A 15609-nucleotide genomic window follows, 5' to 3' on the forward strand; every position below is an offset into this window, starting at 1 on the left:
GGGGTGCCTCGCTTACTTGTAGATGTAGTCGCGAACAAAAGGGTACACCGACTGTGCGCCGCGCAGGGGCCGTTCTTTCACGTTGCCGTCCGGCTTGGTGGACAGCATCTGGTGCAGCGCGATCCAGCCTTGCTCGAAGCTCATCGCCGAGCCCGCCAGATACAGGCGATAGGCGCGCAGGACGCGCTCGGCCTTCTCCGCGCCGCCGGTGCGCACGAGCACCTCGCGCGCTTCGTCGAAGCGGGCCTCGAGCGCGTCGGACCAGTGCCACAGCGTGCGCGCGTAGTGCGGCCGCAGGTTCTCGGTGTCGACCATCTCGAGCCCGGCGGCGGAGGTCTCGCGCAGGATCCGGGTGACGTGCAGCAGCTCGCCGCCCGGGAAGATGTACTTCTCGATGAAGTCGCCCAGGCCGGCGCCCAGCTGGGTATAGCCGAGCTGGCCCGAGGTGATGCCGTGGTTCAGGGCCAGGCCGCCGGGCCTGAGCAGGGCGTGGATCTTGCGGAAGTAGGTGCCCATGTTGGCGCTGCCCACATGCTCGAACATGCCCACCGAAGCGATCTTGTCGAAAGGCTTGTCCTCCTCGAGCAGGCGGTAGTCGCGCCGCTCCACGCGCACCCTTCCGGCAAGGCCCTTCTCCTCAATCAGCCGCGTCACGTAGGCGTGCTGATTCTTCGACAGCGTGATGCCGGTCGCGTCGACGCCGTAATGCTCGGCCGCCCACAGCAGCAGCGCGCCCCAGCCGGAGCCGATGTCCAGGAAGCGATCGCCGGGCTGCAGCATGAGCTTGCGGCAGATGTGGTCGAGCTTGGCCTCCTGCGCCTGCGCCAGCGTCATGCCGGCATCACGGAAATAGGCGCATGAATAGACGCGGCGCGGGTCCAGCCACAGCGCGTAGAAGTCGTCGGACACGTCGTAATGGAACTCGATCTGCTCCGCGTCCTTGCCCAGCGAATGCGAACCGCGCGAGCGGGCCTGCCGCTGCAGCCTGCTCCACCAGCCGTGCGTGATTTCCGCCGGATTGCGTGGGAGCAGTCCTACCGTCACGTCGACCAGGTCGCGCATGGCGCCCTGGATCTGGACCTTGCCCTCGACGTAGGCCTCCCCGATGGCGCCCAGCTGCCGCGCGCCGAGCTTGGCGAGGGCCGACCAGTCGGAGAAGGCCAGCGTGATGCGCGATCCGGGCCGGCTGACCTTCCGGCCGTCCGGCAACTGGAGGGTCACGGGAACCGGCAAGTCGGAGAGCTGCGATTCGATCTTCGGCATCAGGCTTGGCATGGAGCTTGGCATCAGAGTCCGCATGGAGCCATTCTTGCCAGCACGCACAGAATCGTCAACCGACCCTCAGGGAAAGCCCTTCTCGGTGTTGACATCAAATTGTTTAGGTCTAAACTATTGATCCATGAATAGCTTCGCACCCAACCTCCAGCGCATCCTGTGTATCGGCGGCGGTCCGGCCGGCCTCTACTTCGCGCTCCTGATGAAAGCCAGGCAGCCGGGCCTCGAGGTCACGGTGGTCGAGCGCAACCGCCCCTTCGACACCTTCGGCTGGGGCGTGGTGCTGAGCGACCAGACGCTGGACAACCTCCGCGCCGCCGACCCCCCGACCGCGGCGCTGATCGGCAACGAGTTCCACCATTGGGACGACATCCAGGTCTTCTTCAAGGGCCGCCAGGTGCGCTCGGGCGGCCACGGCTTCTGCGGCATCGGGCGCAAGCGGCTGCTCAACATCCTGCAGGAGCGCTGCCTGGCGCTCGGCGTCAAGCTGGTGTTCGAGACCGACGTGACGGACGACCAAGCGCTGGCCGCCCGGTACAACGCCGACCTGGTGATCGCCAGCGACGGCCTCAACAGCCGTATCCGCCAGCGCTATGCCGAGGTCTTCGAGCCCGACGTCGACCTGCGCCAGTGCCGCTTCGTCTGGCTCGGCACGCACCAGACTTTCGACGCCTTCACCTTCGCCTTCGAAGAGACGGAGCATGGCTGGTTCCAGGCCCATGCCTACCAGTTCGACGACAAGACCTCGACCTTCATCGTCGAGACGCCCGAAGAAGTCTGGAAGGCGCACGGGCTGGACCAGATGGAACAGCCCGAGGCGATCGCCTTCTGCGAGAAGATGTTCGCGAAGTACCTGGGCGGCCACGAGCTGATCAGCAACGCCACCCACCTGCGCGGCTCGGCCAACTGGATTCGCTTCCCGCGCGTGATCTGCAAGCGCTGGACGCACCGAATCGACGTCGGCGGCAAGAGCGTGCCGGTGGTGCTGATGGGCGATGCGGCGCATACCGCGCACTTCTCCATCGGCTCGGGCACCAAGCTCGCGCTCGAGGACGCGATCGACCTGTGCAACGAGTTCTCGGGCGGCGGCGATGTCGATGCCGTGCTCGAGGCCTACGAGGCGCGGCGCAGCGTCGAGGTGCTGAAGATCCAGAACGCGGCGCGCAACTCGACCGAGTGGTTCGAGAACGTCAAGCGCTACACGGGCATGGAGATCGAGCAGTTCGCCTACTCACTGCTGACGCGCTCGCAGCGCATCAGCCACGAGAACCTGCGCCTGCGCGACACGCAATGGCTGGGCGGCTACGAGCAGTGGCTGTCGGGCGGCAAGGCGATCCCCCCGATGCTGATGCCGCTGAAGGTGCGCGGGCTCACGCTCAAGAACCGCATCATGGTCTCGCCGATGGCGACCTACAGCGCAGTAGACGGTGTGCCTCAGGACTTCCTGCTCGTGCACCTCGGCGCACGCGCGCTCGGCGGCGCAGCGATCGTCTTCGTGGAGATGACCAGCCCCACGCCCGAGGGCCGCATCACCCCCGGCTGCACCGGGCTCTACAACGATGCGCAGTCGGCCGCCTTCAAGCGCATCGTCGACTTCGTGCATACGCAAAGCACCGCCAAGATCGGCATGCAGCTGGGGCACAGCGGACCGAAGGGCTCGACCCAGCTGGGCTGGGAAGAGATGGACGAGCCGCTGCCGCAAGGCAACTGGCCGCTGCTGGCCGCCAGCGCGCTGGCCTACGGCGAGCAGAACCAGCAGCCGGCCGCGATGACGCACGAACAGATGGAGACGATGCGCGACCAGTTCGTGGCCTCGACGCGGCGCGCGGCCGAGGCCGGCTTCGACTGGCTCGAGCTCCACTGCGCGCACGGGTACCTGCTGGCGTCCTTCATCAGCCCGCTGACCAATCTGCGCACCGACGAGTACGGCGGCAGCCTCGAGAACCGCTGCCGCTATCCGCTCGAGGTGTTCCGTGCCATGCGCGCAGCGTGGCCTGCGGACAAGCCGATGAGCGTGCGCATCTCGGCGCACGACTGGGTGCCCGGCGGCAACACCGATGCCGATGCGGTGGTGGTAGCGCGCCTCTTCAAGGAGGCCGGCTGCGACTTCATCGACGTCTCCTCGGGCCAGACCACCCGCGCTGCCAAGCCGGTGTACGGCCGCATGTACCAGACGCCTTTTGCCGACCGCATCCGCAACGAGGTGGGCATCTCGACCATCGCGGTGGGCGCCATCACCGACGCCGACCAGGCCAACAGCATCATCGCCGCGGGCCGCGCCGACCTGTGCGCGATCGCGCGCCCGCATCTGGCCGACCCGGCCTGGACCCTGCACGAGACTGCCAAGCTGCAGGCCCGCGAGATCGATTGGCCCAAGCAGTACCTGAGCGGCCGCGACCAGATGTACCGCGAGATCGCCAAGCAGCAGCAGCTCGCCGCCGCCATGGCCGCGAGCGCCGCGCCGCGCAATTCCGAAGAGGAGCAATAGCATGGACCTCGAAGCACGCGGCCACAGCGAGCACCCGGAGGAACTGCGGCTCTGGCTGCGCCTCCTGACCTGCACCCTGCTGATCGAGAAGCAGGTGCGCAACGGGCTGCGCGAGCAGTTCGGCACCACCCTGCCCCGCTTCGACCTGATGTCGCAGCTGGAGCGCGCACCGGACGGGCTGAAGATGAACGAGCTGTCGCGCCGCATGATGGTCACCGGCGGCAACGTCACCGGCATCACCGACCAGCTGGTGGCCGAGGGCCTGGTCGAGCGCGTCGACGTCGAGGGCGACCGCCGCGCCTGGCGCGTCCGGCTCACGGCGCGCGGGCGCCGGCTCTTCAACGACATGGCGCAGCAGCACGAGGCATGGATCGTCGACGCCTTCGCGGCGCTCAATGCCAAGGAGATCGCGCAACTGCACAAGCTGCTCGGCAAGGTCAAGCAGCATTCCCATCAGCAACTGGCGGAGGCCCTATGAAGCACTACATCGGCGCAGGCAATCCCATGCATGCGCAATTCGAACCGAAATCCGCCTACCGGGCCGAGCACTTCAGCTGGGCCTTCGAGGCCGGTGTCGGCACCATCACCCTGAACCGGCCGGAGCGCAAGAACCCGCTGACCTTCGACTCCTATGCCGAACTGCGCGACCTGTTCCGCGCGCTGAATTACGCGACCGACGTCAAGGCGATCGTGGTGACGGGCGCGGGCGGCAACTTCTGCTCGGGCGGCGACGTGCACGAGATCATCGGCCCGCTGACGAAGATGCGGATGCCGGAGCTGCTGGAGTTCACCCGGATGACGGGCGACCTCGTAAAGGCCATGCGCCACTGCCCCCAGCCGATCGTGGGCGCGATCGACGGCGTGTGCGCGGGCGCCGGCGCGATGATCGCGCTGGCCTGCGACCTGCGCTACGGCACGCCGGCCACGAATACCGCCTTCCTCTTCACGCGCGTGGGGCTGGCCGGTGCCGACATGGGGGCCTGTGCGCTGTTGCCGCGGGTGATCGGCCAGGGCCGCGCCTCGGAGCTGCTGTTCACCGGCCGTGCGATGACGGCGCAGGAGGGCCAGGCCTGGGGCTTCTTCAACGCCCTGCACGACAGCGATGCGCTCTTGTCTGCCGCCGCAACCATGGCGCGCAAGCTGGCCGAAGGCCCGAGCTTCGCGCACGGCATGACCAAGACCATGCTTTCGCAGGAATGGGCGATGACCATCGACCAGGCGATCGAGGCCGAAGCCCAGGCGCAGGCAATCTGCATGCAGACCGAGGACTTCAAGCGCGCCTTCGAGGCCTTCGCGGCCAAGCGCAAGCCGGTGTTCGGCGGGGACTGACACGATGGCTGCATCCGCAACGCCCCCCTCCACGGCGCATCTGGCGCTTCCCTTCTTCGACGACGCGCACCGCGCGCTGGCGCGCGACCTGCTGCCCTGGGCGGCGGCGCAATCGGTGGACGAGCGCGACGATCGCGCCGCCTGCCGCGACTGGGTGAGACGCCTCGGCCAGGGTGGCTGGCTGCGCTATTGCGTTCCGGCGGCCTCGGGCGGCGCGCTGGAGCGCCTGGACTCGCGCGCACTGGTGCTGCTGCGTGAAACCCTGGCCTTCCATTCGCCGCTGGCCGATTTCGCCTTTGCGATGCAGGGCCTGGGCAGCGGCGCGATCACGCTGGCAGGCAGCGTGGCGCAGCAGCGCGACTACCTCGGGGCCGTGGCGCGCGGCGACAAGATCGCGGCCTTTGCGCTCAGCGAGCCGGAGGCCGGCTCGGACGTGGGCGCGATGGCGATGCAGGCCGTCGCCACGCCGCAGGGCTGGCGCCTCGATGGCCAGAAAACCTGGATCAGCAACGGCGGCATCGCCGACTTCTACTGCGTGTTCGCCAAGACCGACCCGGCAGCCGGATCGCGCGGCATCAGCGCCTTCGTCGTCGATGCGGACACAGCGGGGCTCGACAGCTCGGCGCATATCGAAGTGATGGCGCCGCATCCGCTCGCCACGCTGCGCTTCGAGAATTGCACGGTGCCGCGCGAAGCCCAGCTCGGCGAGGTGAACGGCGGCTTCAAGCTCGCGATGCGCACGCTGGACATCTTCCGTGCCTCGGTCGCCGGAGCCGCGCTTGGGATGGCACGACGGGCCCTGGTCGAGGCCGTGCGGCATGCGAGCAACCGCCGCATGTTCGGGCAGACTCTGGCCGACTTCCAGCTCACGCAGGCCAAGCTGGGCGAGATGGCCGCGCTGATCGACAGCGCGGCGCTCCTGACCTACCGCGCGGCTTGGATGCGCGACGACAGCGAAAGCCGCGGCACGCCGCCGGCCGGCGACATCACGGCCGCCGCCGCGATGGCCAAGATGTGCGCCACCGAGAACGCGAGCCGCGTGATCGACATGGCGCTGCAGATGCATGGCGGGCTGGGCGTGAAGGTGGGCACGAAGGTCGAGAGCCTGTACCGCGACATCCGCTCGCTGCGCATCTACGAGGGCGCGACGGAAGTGCAACAGCTGATCATCGGCAAGTCGGTGCTGCGGAGCGCGTCATGAGCGCACAGGTCGACCGATTCGTCCACGACCGCCTGCCGCCGGCAGACCAGCTGCCGACCTTCCGCTACGACCTGCCTGAGCTCCAGCTGCCGGACCAGTTGAACCTGGTGGAGGAATTGCTGGACAAGGCCGCCTCCAAGCCCTGGGCCGACAGGCCGATGCTGCGCTCGCCGGCGCGCACGCTGAGCTATGCCGAGGCCGCCACGGAGGTCAACCGCATCGCGCAGGTGCTGGTGGAGGACTTGGGCCTAGTGCCCGGCAACCGCGTGCTGATGCGTGGCGGCAATTCAATCGCGATGGCGCTGGGCTGGCTCGCGGTGGTGAAGGCGGGGCTGATCGCAGTCGCCACCATGCCGCTGCTGCGCGCCAAGGAATTGGGCGACATCATCGAGAAGGCGCAGCCCGTGGTCGCGCTGTGCGATGGCCGCCTGCTCGAGGAGCTTCGGAGTGCGCAGCAGGCCCACCCGGTGCTCAAGACCCTGATCGCCTTCAACCAGCCGGAGACGCCCGACTCGCTGGAGGCGCGCGCCGCCGGCAAGAGCGGCGTGTTCAAGGCCTGCCCAACGGCCGCCGACGATATCGCCCTCCTGGCCTTCACGTCCGGCACCACCGGCAAGCCGAAAGCGCCGGTGAGCACGCACCGCGACGTGCTTGCGATGTGCCAGACCTGGCCGCGCCACGTGCTGCGCGCGCGCAGCGAGGACATCGTGCTCGGCTCGCCACCGCTGGCCTTCACTTTTGGGCTGGGCGGCTTGCTGGTCTTCCCGATGTGGGCCGGCGCCTCGGTCTACTTCAGCGACGGGCCCTACACGCCGGAAAGCATGGTCAAGACCATTCGCGATGTCGGCGCAACGATCTGCTACACCGCACCGACCTTCTATCGGCAGATGGCGCCCTTCGCGAAGGCGCTGGGCGTGCCCACGTTGCGCATCAGCGTGAGCGCCGGCGAGGCCCTCCCGGATGCGACGCGCCAGCTGTGGAAGGAGGCCACCGGCATCGAGATGCTGGACGGCATCGGCGGCACCGAGGTGTTCCACATCTACATCTCGGCGGCCCCCGATGAAGTGCGGCGCGGCGCGGTCGGCAAGGCCGTGCCCGGCTTCACCGCCAAGGTGGTCGACGACGAAGGCAATGAGGTGCCGCGCGGCACCGTCGGCAAGCTGGCGCTGATCGGCCCGGTCGGCTGCCGCTACCTCGACGACCCGCGCCAGAAGGACTATGTGAAGAAGGGCTGGAACTACCCCGGCGACGCCTTCGTGCAGGACGAGGACGGTTACTTCTTCTACCAGTCTCGCGCCGACGACATGATCATCACGGCCGGCTACAACGTGGGCGGGCCGGAGGTCGAGGATGCGCTGCTCAAGCACCCCGCCGTCGCCGAGTGCGGCGTGATCGGCAAGCCGGACGAGGAGCGCGGAATGATCGTCAAGGCCTTCTGCGTACTCAAGCCCGGCTACACCGGCGATGCAGCCCTGATCAAGGCGCTGCAGGACCACGTCAAGGCCACCATCGCACCCTTCAAGTACCCACGGGAGATCGAGTTCGTCGCCGGCTTGCCGCGCACCGAAACCGGCAAGCTCCAACGATTCAAACTGAGGCAAATGACACCATGAACAAACTCTTGCAACCGCCCGGCTGGGCGCCTCCCAAAGGCTACGCGAACGGGGTCGCCGCGCGCGGCACGATGGTCTTCGTCGGCGGGCAGGTCGGCTGGAACGCACAGCAGCAATTCGTCTCGGACGACTTCATCGAGCAGGCCGGCCAGGCGCTGCGCAACATCGCCGAGATCCTGCGCGAGGCCGGCGCCGGTCCGGAGCATATGGTGCGGATGACCTGGTACGTGACCGATCGCGACGAGTACAACCGGCGCCTGGGCGAACTGGGGCCGGTCTACCGCGACGCGATGGGGCGCAACTTCCCCGCGATGACCTGTGTTCAGGTCGCGGCGCTGGTGGAAGAGCGCGCGAAGGTGGAGATCGAGGTTACGGCCGTCGTGCCTGACTGATCAGCGGGCACCAAAGCTACAGGTAGGCGCCGTCCTCGGCGCCGGGGTCGGAAAGAATCAGCGCCGCGCGATAGGCGGCCCGGCCCGCCACCTTCGTCTCCGTGGCCAACTTCTTCCACAGCTGGTCGCGCTCGACCGGGGACAGCACGTCCGGCTGGTCGATCAATGAATGCGCAATGGCCAGCAGCGAAATAGCCGAAGTCAGGCAGAAACTGAGCGCCGACATCGTCGGCCGGCCTCGGTAATTGGCCTCCTCCCCGCGACGAATCTGTTCCTGTTCATTTTCGTCGAGCGAAAGAAGATCGGTCGTCCGATGGAAAGGGACAGCGGGCTGGTTGTCGAAAATGTAATGAACGGCCTGCTGGACGGCATCCATCGCGTTTTCAACCAGATCGCGCGAAATCGAAGGGTCAGTCATGAAATTCTTTGTCTCCGGCATTCATGGACTTTTTCCTTCATTGCTGAGAATTTTGCTGACCAAATGTTACACACGGCAGGGGCACGAATCCATGACTTTTGTCACGTCCGCTACTCGTTTAAGGCCATACAGCGGGACAAAAGAGTAGTTTGTTCTTAACAAAAGAACGGATCCAGTGCTTGCCAAAATTGGCGGACCTTGCCACTGCCTGTTTCGCGCAGGTTTCGGGCCTGAGGCAAGCGCGGTTTTCATTACGCGTGCTGCAAAAACAAAAACGCCCACTCGAAAGTGGGCGTTTTGTTATTTGCGAGAAACTCGAATTCGCAAAAAATTTGGTTGCGCGAGCAAGATTTGAACTTGCGACCTTTGGGTTATGAGCCCAACGAGCTACCAGGCTGCTCCATCGCGCGGCAGACAGATATTATAGCTTATTCTTCGCCGGTTTGCTCATCAGCAGGGGTATCGGCGATTTCAGGGCGATCGACCAACTCGACCAGCGCCATGGGCGCGTTATCGCCCACGCGGAAGCCCATCTTCAGGATACGCGTGTAGCCACCCGGGCGCGCCTGGTAGCGCGGGCCCAGCTCGCCGAACAGCTTGACCACGCTGTCGCGGTCGCGCAGGCGGTTGAAGGCCAGGCGCTTGTTGGCGACCGTCGGCTTCTTGGCCAGGGTGATCATCGGCTCGATGACGCGGCGCAGTTCCTTGGCCTTGGGGACCGTGGTCTTGATGACCTCATGCTCGATGAGCGAATTCATCATGTTCTGCAGCATCGCGAGGCGGTGCGAGCTGGTGCGGTTGAGTTTGCGGAGTCCGTGTCCGTGACGCATGGTGAGTTCCTTTCCTTATCAATTGCGCGGGGCCGTGTCAGGTACGCCGCGTTCACCTATTACGAAGTCAGAAGTCCAAGGCTGCCGCGTGCGGCAAGCCTTGTTCTCGTCCAGTTACCTTTTGTCGAGGCCGGCGGGCGGCCAGCTTTCGAGCTTCATACCCAAGGTCAGACCGCGGGAGGCGAGCACTTCCTTGATTTCGTTGAGCGACTTGCGACCCAGGTTCGGGGTCTTGAGCAGCTCGTTCTCGGTGCGCTGGATCAGGTCACCGATGTAGTAGATGTTCTCTGCCTTCAGGCAGTTGGCCGAGCGGACCGTGAGCTCGAGCTCGTCGACCGGGCGCAGCAGGATCGGGTCGAACTGCTGGGCGCTGCGCGGCGCCGGCTGGTCGAAGGCGGCGAGCTCGCCACCCTCCAGCTGCGCGAACACGGCCAGCTGCTCGACCAGGATCTTGGCCGAGGCGCGGACCGCGTCTTCCGCGGTGATGGCGCCGTTGGTCTCGATCTCGACCAGCAGCTTGTCCAGGTCGGTGCGCTGCTCGACGCGGGCGCTCTCGACGGTGTAGCTCACGCGCTTGACCGGCGAGAAGGAGGCGTCGAGCACGATGCGGCCGATCGACTTGGTCGGCTCGTCCGCATAGCGGCGCATGGTGCCGGGCACGTAGCCGCGGCCCTTCTCGACCTTGATCTGCATGTCCAGCTTGCCACCTTGTGACAGGTGCGCGATCACGTGGTCGGGGTTGATGATCTCGACGTCGTGCGGCGTCTGGATGTCCGAAGCGGTGACGGCGCCTTCGCCGTCCTTGCGCAGGCTCAGCGTGACTTCGTCGCGGTTGTGGAGCTTGAACACCACGCCCTTGAGGTTCAGCAGGATGTTGACGACGTCTTCCTGCACGCCATCGATGGACGAGTACTCGTGCAGCACGCCGGCAATCGTCACTTCGGTGGCGGAGTAACCCACCATCGAAGACAGCAGCACGCGGCGCAGCGCGTTGCCGAGCGTGTGGCCGTAGCCGCGCTCGAAAGGCTCGAGCGTGACCTTGGCCTTGTTGGGGGCCAGTTGCTCGACCTGGATGGTCTTGGGTTTCAACAAGGTGGTTTGCATGCAGACTTCCTCTCAATACCCTCGGCTCGTTACACCGGTAAGGCTGGTGAAGTGCCCGGTCGCGGCGCCGCGACAGGGAACAAAAATCAAAAGTTCGGGCCGCCGATGGGCGGCACGTCATCGCCTGTTATCGCGAATACAGTTCGACGATCAGCGATTCGTTGATGTCGGCACCGAACTCGTCGCGATCGGGCACCTTCTTGAAGGTGCCTTCGGCCTTGTCGGCATTCACTTCGACCCAGGCCGGGATGCCGACCTGCTGGGCCAGCTGCAGCGCCTCGGCGATGCGGTTCTGCTTCTTCGACTTGTCGCGCACGGCGATCACGTCGCCGGTCTTGACGAGGTACGACGGGATGTTGACCGACTGGCCATTCACCGTGATCGCCTTGTGCGAAACCAGCTGGCGCGCTTCGGCGCGCGTGGAGCCGAAGCCCATGCGGTAGACCACGTTGTCCAGGCGCGATTCGAGCAGGAACAGCAGGTTGGCGCCGGTGTTGCCGCGGCGGCGATCGGCTTCCTCGAAGTAGCGGCGGAACTGCTTCTCGAGCACGCCGTACATGCGCTTGACCTTCTGTTTCTCGCGCAGCTGCAGGCCGAAGTCGGAAGTGCGCTGGCCCGAGGTGCGGCCATGCTGGCCGGGCTTGGAGTCGAACTTGGCCTTGTCCTGGATGGAGCGGCGGGCGCTCTTGAGGAACAGGTCGGTGCCTTCGCGGCGGGAGAGTTTGGCCTTGGGGCCGAGGTAACGTGCCACTTGATCTTCCTTTGTGTCATCTACCGCAGGGGTCTGCGGGAGCCATCAGCGGCGTGCCGATGGCGGTGGGCTTGTTGAAAAAAACAAAACGCGCAGCCGGCCCGGAAGCTGGCTGCGCCGAACGCCTTCGCCTCAGATGCGACGGCGCTTCTGCGGGCGGCAGCCGTTGTGCGGAACCGGCGTCACATCGGCGATCGAGTTGATGCGGATGCCGAGCGCGGCCAGCGCGCGCACCGACGACTCGCGACCCGGGCCGGGGCCCTTGATCTCGACGTCGAGGTTCTTGATGCCTTGTTCCACCGCAGCGCGGCCGGCGACTTCGGAAGCGACCTGCGCAGCGAAGGGTGTCGACTTGCGCGAGCCCTTGAAACCCTGGCCACCCGACGACGCCCACGACAGGGCGTTGCCCTGGCGATCGGTGATCGTGATGATCGTGTTGTTGAACGAGGCGTGCACGTGCGCGATGCCGTCCGCCACGTTCTTGCGGACCTTCTTGCGAACGCGCTGTGCGGCGTTGTTGGCAGGAGCTTTAGCCATGCTTGTCTATCCTTACTTCTTCAGGGACTGCGCGGCCTTGCGCGGACCCTTGCGGGTACGGGCGTTGGTGCGCGTGCGCTGGCCGCGCATGGGCAGGCCGCGACGGTGACGGAAGCCGCGGTAGCAGCCGATGTCCATCAAGCGCTTGATGTTCATCGTCGTCTCGCGGCGCAGGTCGCCTTCGATGGTGAAGAGCGCGATCTGGTCGCGGATCTTCTCGAGATCGGCGTCGGTCAGATCCTTGATCTTCTTCGAGTATTCGATGCCGCTCGCTTCGCAGATCTTGCGGGCGCGGGTGCGACCGATGCCGAAGATGGCGGTCAGGCCGATCTCAGCGTGCTTGTGCGGCGGAATGTTGATGCCAGCAATACGTGCCATGTGCGTCCTCTTAAATCTCTAGCTCAACCCTGGCGCTGCTTGTGGCGCGGGTCGGTGCAGATCACGCGCACGACACCTTTGCGGCGGATGATCTTGCAATTGCGGCAAATGGTCTTGACCGAAGCCGAAACTCTCATTTCACTCTCCTAAAACTCTGTTCAACCCGGCGACTCACTTCGCCCTAAACACAATGCGCGCCCGGCTCAAGTCATAGGGCGTCAACTCGACGGTGACCTTGTCACCTGGAAGGATGCGGATGTAGTGCATCCGCATCTTTCCGGAAATATGTCCCAGCACGATGTGTCCATTTTCCAGCTTGACCCGAAAGGTCGCATTCGGAAGGTTCTCCAGAACCTCACCCTGCATCTGGATGACATCGTCCTTCGACATCTCACTTCGCCCGCTAGGAAGTCTTGAAATTGGCCTTCTTTAGCAGGGATTCGTACTGCTGCGACATCATGTAGTTCTGCACCTGGGCCATGAAGTCCATCGTGACCACCACGATGATCAGCAGAGAGGTGCCGCCGAAATAGAACGGCACGTTGTATTTCAAGATCAGGAACTCCGGCAGCAGGCAGACGAAGGTGATGTACACCGCGCCCGCCAGCGTCAGGCGAACCAGGATCTTGTCGATGTAGCGCGCGGTCTGGTCGCCCGGACGAATGCCCGGGCTGAACGCACCGCTCTTCTTCAGGTTGTCGGCGGTCTCGCGGCTGTTGAACACGAGGGCCGTGTAGAAAAAGCAGAAGAACACGATCGCGGCGGCGTAGAGCAGCACGTAGATCGGTTGTCCCGGCGTCAGCGCGCTCGCGATGTCCTTGATCCAGCGCATGCTGTCGCCCGTGCTGAACCAGCTCACCACCGTGGTCGGCAGCAGGATGATCGAGGAGGCGAAGATCGGAGGAATCACGCCGGCCATGTTCAGCTTCAGCGGCAAGTGCGAGGACTGGCCGCCGTAGACCTTGTTCCCGACCTGCCGGCGCGCGTAGTTGACCAGGATCTTGCGCTGACCGCGCTCCACGAACACCACGAAGTAGGTGACCAGGATCACCACGGCGACGATGAACAGCGCGACGAGCACATTCATGGCACCGGTGCGCACCAGTTCCAGCAGACCGCCGATCGCGCTCGGCAGGCCGGCCGCGATGCCCGCGAAGATCAGGATCGAGATGCCGTTGCCCAGACCGCGCTCGGTGATCTGCTCGCCGAGCCACATCAGGAACATCGAGCCTGCCGTCAGGCTGACCATGGCCGTGAGGCGGAAGCCGAAGCCAGGCGAGATCACCAGACCTGCGGAGGATTCCAGCGCCACCGCGATGCTGAAGGACTGGAACAGCGCCAGGCCCAACGTCCCGTAGCGGGTGTACTGGGTGATCTTGCGCCGGCCGCCCTCGCCTTCCTTCTTCAGCTGCTCGAAGGTCGGCACCACGTAGGTCATCAACTGCATGATGATCGACGCGGAGATGTACGGCATGATCCCCAACGCGAACACGGTGAAGCGCGACAGCGCGCCGCCCGAGAACATGTTGAACAGGCTCAGGATGCCGCCTTGCTGGCCCTGGAACAGCTGCGCCAGTTGGTCCGGGTTGATGCCCGGCACCGGAATGTGCGCTCCGATGCGGTAGACCACGAGGGCGAGCAGCAAGAAGACGAGCCGGCGACGCAGGTCGCCGAACTTGCCTGTCTTTGCGAGCGTCGCCGCGTTCGTTGCCACTATGACCTTCTTTCGCTTGCGATCAGGCCACGCTGCCGCCGGCCGCTTCGATCGCGGCCTTGGCGCCGGCGGTCGCGCCGATGCCCGTCAGCTTGATGGCCTTGGTCAACTCGCCCGACTTGATGACCTTGACCACCTTGGCGATCTGGCCCACCAGGCCGGCTTGCTTGAGCGCGAGCAGGTCCACCTCGGCCAACCCGAGCTTCTCGAGCGCAGCCAGGGTCACTTCGGCGTTGTACTTGAGCGACTGCGACTTGAAGCCACGCTTGGGCAGGCGGCGCTGCAGCGGCATCTGGCCGCCTTCGAAGCCGACCTTGTGGAAGCCGCCCGCGCGGGACTTCTGACCCTTGTGACCGCGGCCCGCGGTCTTGCCCAGGCCGGAGCCGATGCCGCGGCCGACGCGGCGCTTGGCGTGCTTGGCGCCCGCTGCCGGCTTGATGCCATTGAGTTCCATATCCGTCTCTCTTACAGCACTTTGACCAGATAACTGATCTTGTTAATCATGCCGCGCACCGCGGGCGTGTCCTGCAGCTCGCTCACGCTGTTGAGCTTGCGCAGGCCCAGGCCGCGCACGGTGTCGCGATGCGATTGCTTGGTGCCGATCGGGCTCTTGACCAGTTGCACCTTGAGCGTTTGTTGTTGCGTCGTCATGTCTTTGCTCCCGTTCAAGCGAAGAGTTGCTCGACGGTCAGGCCGCGCTTGGCTGCGACTTCGGAAGCCGTCGTCGAGTTGCGCAGGCCGTCCAGCGTGGCGCGGACCATGTTGTAGGGGTTCGACGAACCGTGGCTCTTGGCCACGATGTCGGTGATGCCCATCACTTCGAACACCGCGCGCATCGGGCCGCCGGCGATGATGCCGGTACCCTTCGGCGCCGGGATCATGACCACCGAGGCGGCGCCCCAATGGCCCGTCACGCGATGGTGCAGCGTGCCGTTCTTGATCGAGATCTTCGCGAGATTGCGACGCGCTTCTTCCATCGCCTTCTGCACTGCGGCCGGCACTTCCTTCGACTTGCCCTTGCCCATGCCGACGCGGCCATCGCCATCACCGACCACGGTGAGTGCTGCGAAACCGAGGATACGACCACCCTTCACCACCTTGGTGACGCGGTTGATCGCGATCATCTTCTCGCGCAGACCGTCTTCGGGGCCTTCGCTTTGCGTTCTTGCCTGAATCTTTGCCATGTTGAATCTCGTGTCCGGTTAGAACTGCAGGCCGGCTTCGCGGGCCGCATCGGCCAGCGCCTTGACGCGGCCGTGGTAGGCGAAGCCCGCGCGGTCGAAGGCAACCTTCTCGACCCCGGCGGCCTTCGCCTTCTCGGCGATGCGCTTGCCGATGAGCGTGGCCGCGGCGGCGTTGCCGCCCTTGCCGGAACCACCCAGCGAGTTGCGCACTTCGGCTTCCGCGGTCGAGGCGGAGGCGATCACCTTGGTGCCGTCGTCGGAGATGACGGCAGCATAGATGTGCAGGTTGGTGCGGTTCACCGTCAGGCGCGCCACGCCTTGCGTCGCAATGCGGATGCGGGTCTGGCGCGAGCGGCGAAGACGCTGTGCTTTCTTGGTCAACATCATTTTGCTGC

At 65.3% G+C, this 15609-nt stretch carries 20 protein-coding genes and 1 tRNA gene; 6 read left to right on the forward strand and 15 right to left on the reverse strand.

Features of this window, described 5'->3' with window-relative positions; all coding sequences use genetic code 11:
• Positions 1 to 12 precede the first annotated feature (12 nt).
• Positions 13 to 1275 (reverse strand): class I SAM-dependent methyltransferase, encoded by a 1263-nt coding sequence (locus AC3A6X_RS26190; protein WP_487844922.1) that lies wholly within the window; start codon positions 1273 to 1275, stop codon positions 13 to 15.
• 124 nt (positions 1276 to 1399) lie between these two features.
• Here AC3A6X_RS26190 and AC3A6X_RS26195 point away from each other — a divergent pair, with 124 nt between their 5' ends.
• From AC3A6X_RS26195 to AC3A6X_RS26220, 6 genes are read left to right on the forward strand one after another with little or no spacing between them, the layout of a single operon-like run.
• Complete coding sequence (locus AC3A6X_RS26195) at positions 1400 to 3763, forward strand: bifunctional salicylyl-CoA 5-hydroxylase/oxidoreductase (protein ID WP_487844923.1); 2364 nt, start codon at positions 1400 to 1402, stop codon at positions 3761 to 3763.
• Position 3764: 1 nt separating this feature from the next.
• A complete protein-coding gene (locus tag AC3A6X_RS26200; protein ID WP_487844924.1) occupies positions 3765 to 4241 on the forward strand; it encodes a MarR family winged helix-turn-helix transcriptional regulator in 477 nt (158 codons plus the stop codon).
• Entirely contained in the window at positions 4238 to 5092 is an 855-nt protein-coding gene (locus AC3A6X_RS26205) for an enoyl-CoA hydratase family protein (RefSeq protein ID WP_309966783.1), read from the forward strand. Before AC3A6X_RS26200 ends, AC3A6X_RS26205 begins: the two co-directional genes overlap by 4 nt.
• Before the next feature lie 4 nt (positions 5093 to 5096).
• A complete protein-coding gene (locus AC3A6X_RS26210) occupies positions 5097 to 6293 on the forward strand; it encodes an acyl-CoA dehydrogenase family protein (RefSeq protein WP_487844925.1) in 1197 nt (398 codons plus the stop codon).
• A complete protein-coding gene (locus AC3A6X_RS26215; RefSeq protein ID WP_487844926.1) occupies positions 6290 to 7906 on the forward strand; it encodes an AMP-binding protein in 1617 nt (538 codons plus the stop codon). Before AC3A6X_RS26210 ends, AC3A6X_RS26215 begins: the two co-directional genes overlap by 4 nt.
• Entirely contained in the window at positions 7903 to 8298 is a 396-nt protein-coding gene (locus tag AC3A6X_RS26220; protein ID WP_487844927.1) for a RidA family protein, read from the forward strand. Before AC3A6X_RS26215 ends, AC3A6X_RS26220 begins: the two co-directional genes overlap by 4 nt.
• Before the next feature lie 16 nt (positions 8299 to 8314).
• Here AC3A6X_RS26220 and AC3A6X_RS26225 read toward each other — a convergent pair whose 3' ends face one another.
• The 14 genes from AC3A6X_RS26225 to rplR all read right to left on the reverse strand — a co-directional run bounded on the left by AC3A6X_RS26225 (position 8315) and on the right by rplR (position 15598).
• Positions 8315 to 8716 (reverse strand): hypothetical protein, encoded by a 402-nt coding sequence (locus AC3A6X_RS26225; protein ID WP_487844928.1) that lies wholly within the window; start codon positions 8714 to 8716, stop codon positions 8315 to 8317.
• Between the two features lie 333 nt (positions 8717 to 9049).
• A tRNA-Met gene (locus tag AC3A6X_RS26230) sits at positions 9050 to 9126 on the reverse strand.
• 18 nt (positions 9127 to 9144) lie between these two features.
• Positions 9145 to 9546: a 50S ribosomal protein L17 gene (gene rplQ / locus AC3A6X_RS26235; RefSeq protein WP_162584702.1), complete on the reverse strand. Its 402-nt coding sequence runs from the start codon at positions 9544 to 9546 to the stop codon at positions 9145 to 9147.
• Between the two features lie 114 nt (positions 9547 to 9660).
• Positions 9661 to 10650 (reverse strand): DNA-directed RNA polymerase subunit alpha, encoded by a 990-nt coding sequence (locus AC3A6X_RS26240; RefSeq protein WP_309966792.1) that lies wholly within the window; start codon positions 10648 to 10650, stop codon positions 9661 to 9663.
• A gap of 127 nt (positions 10651 to 10777) precedes the next feature.
• Positions 10778 to 11401 carry a 30S ribosomal protein S4 gene (rpsD, locus tag AC3A6X_RS26245; protein ID WP_106556356.1) on the reverse strand — a complete coding sequence of 208 codons (624 nt, stop codon included), beginning with the start codon at positions 11399 to 11401 and terminating at the stop codon, positions 10778 to 10780.
• Between the two features lie 132 nt (positions 11402 to 11533).
• On the reverse strand, positions 11534 to 11938 hold the full coding sequence (gene rpsK / locus AC3A6X_RS26250; RefSeq protein ID WP_009124825.1) for a 30S ribosomal protein S11: 405 nt from the start codon (positions 11936 to 11938) through the stop codon (positions 11534 to 11536).
• Positions 11939 to 11950: 12 nt separating this feature from the next.
• Positions 11951 to 12316, reverse strand: coding sequence for a 30S ribosomal protein S13 (gene rpsM / locus AC3A6X_RS26255; protein WP_019653977.1), 366 nt, complete (start codon positions 12314 to 12316; stop codon positions 11951 to 11953).
• A 23-nt stretch (positions 12317 to 12339) separates the two neighbouring features.
• Complete coding sequence (rpmJ, locus tag AC3A6X_RS26260; RefSeq protein ID WP_038201958.1) at positions 12340 to 12453, reverse strand: 50S ribosomal protein L36; 114 nt, start codon at positions 12451 to 12453, stop codon at positions 12340 to 12342.
• Between the two features lie 34 nt (positions 12454 to 12487).
• Entirely contained in the window at positions 12488 to 12706 is a 219-nt protein-coding gene (gene infA / locus AC3A6X_RS26265; protein WP_086919801.1) for a translation initiation factor IF-1, read from the reverse strand.
• A gap of 13 nt (positions 12707 to 12719) precedes the next feature.
• Complete coding sequence (gene secY, locus AC3A6X_RS26270; protein WP_487844929.1) at positions 12720 to 14030, reverse strand: preprotein translocase subunit SecY; 1311 nt, start codon at positions 14028 to 14030, stop codon at positions 12720 to 12722.
• A gap of 22 nt (positions 14031 to 14052) precedes the next feature.
• Complete coding sequence (rplO, locus tag AC3A6X_RS26275) at positions 14053 to 14484, reverse strand: 50S ribosomal protein L15 (protein ID WP_106556359.1); 432 nt, start codon at positions 14482 to 14484, stop codon at positions 14053 to 14055.
• Positions 14485 to 14495: 11 nt separating this feature from the next.
• Positions 14496 to 14681 carry a 50S ribosomal protein L30 gene (gene rpmD, locus AC3A6X_RS26280; protein WP_057593150.1) on the reverse strand — a complete coding sequence of 62 codons (186 nt, stop codon included), beginning with the start codon at positions 14679 to 14681 and terminating at the stop codon, positions 14496 to 14498.
• Between the two features lie 14 nt (positions 14682 to 14695).
• Positions 14696 to 15214, reverse strand: coding sequence for a 30S ribosomal protein S5 (gene rpsE / locus AC3A6X_RS26285; RefSeq protein ID WP_068674573.1), 519 nt, complete (start codon positions 15212 to 15214; stop codon positions 14696 to 14698).
• Positions 15215 to 15232: 18 nt separating this feature from the next.
• Positions 15233 to 15598 carry a 50S ribosomal protein L18 gene (rplR, locus tag AC3A6X_RS26290; RefSeq protein WP_106556459.1) on the reverse strand — a complete coding sequence of 122 codons (366 nt, stop codon included), beginning with the start codon at positions 15596 to 15598 and terminating at the stop codon, positions 15233 to 15235.
• Between the last annotated feature and the right edge of the window lie 11 nt (positions 15599 to 15609).

Source organism: Variovorax sp. Soil_C_12 (genome assembly GCF_057657375.1).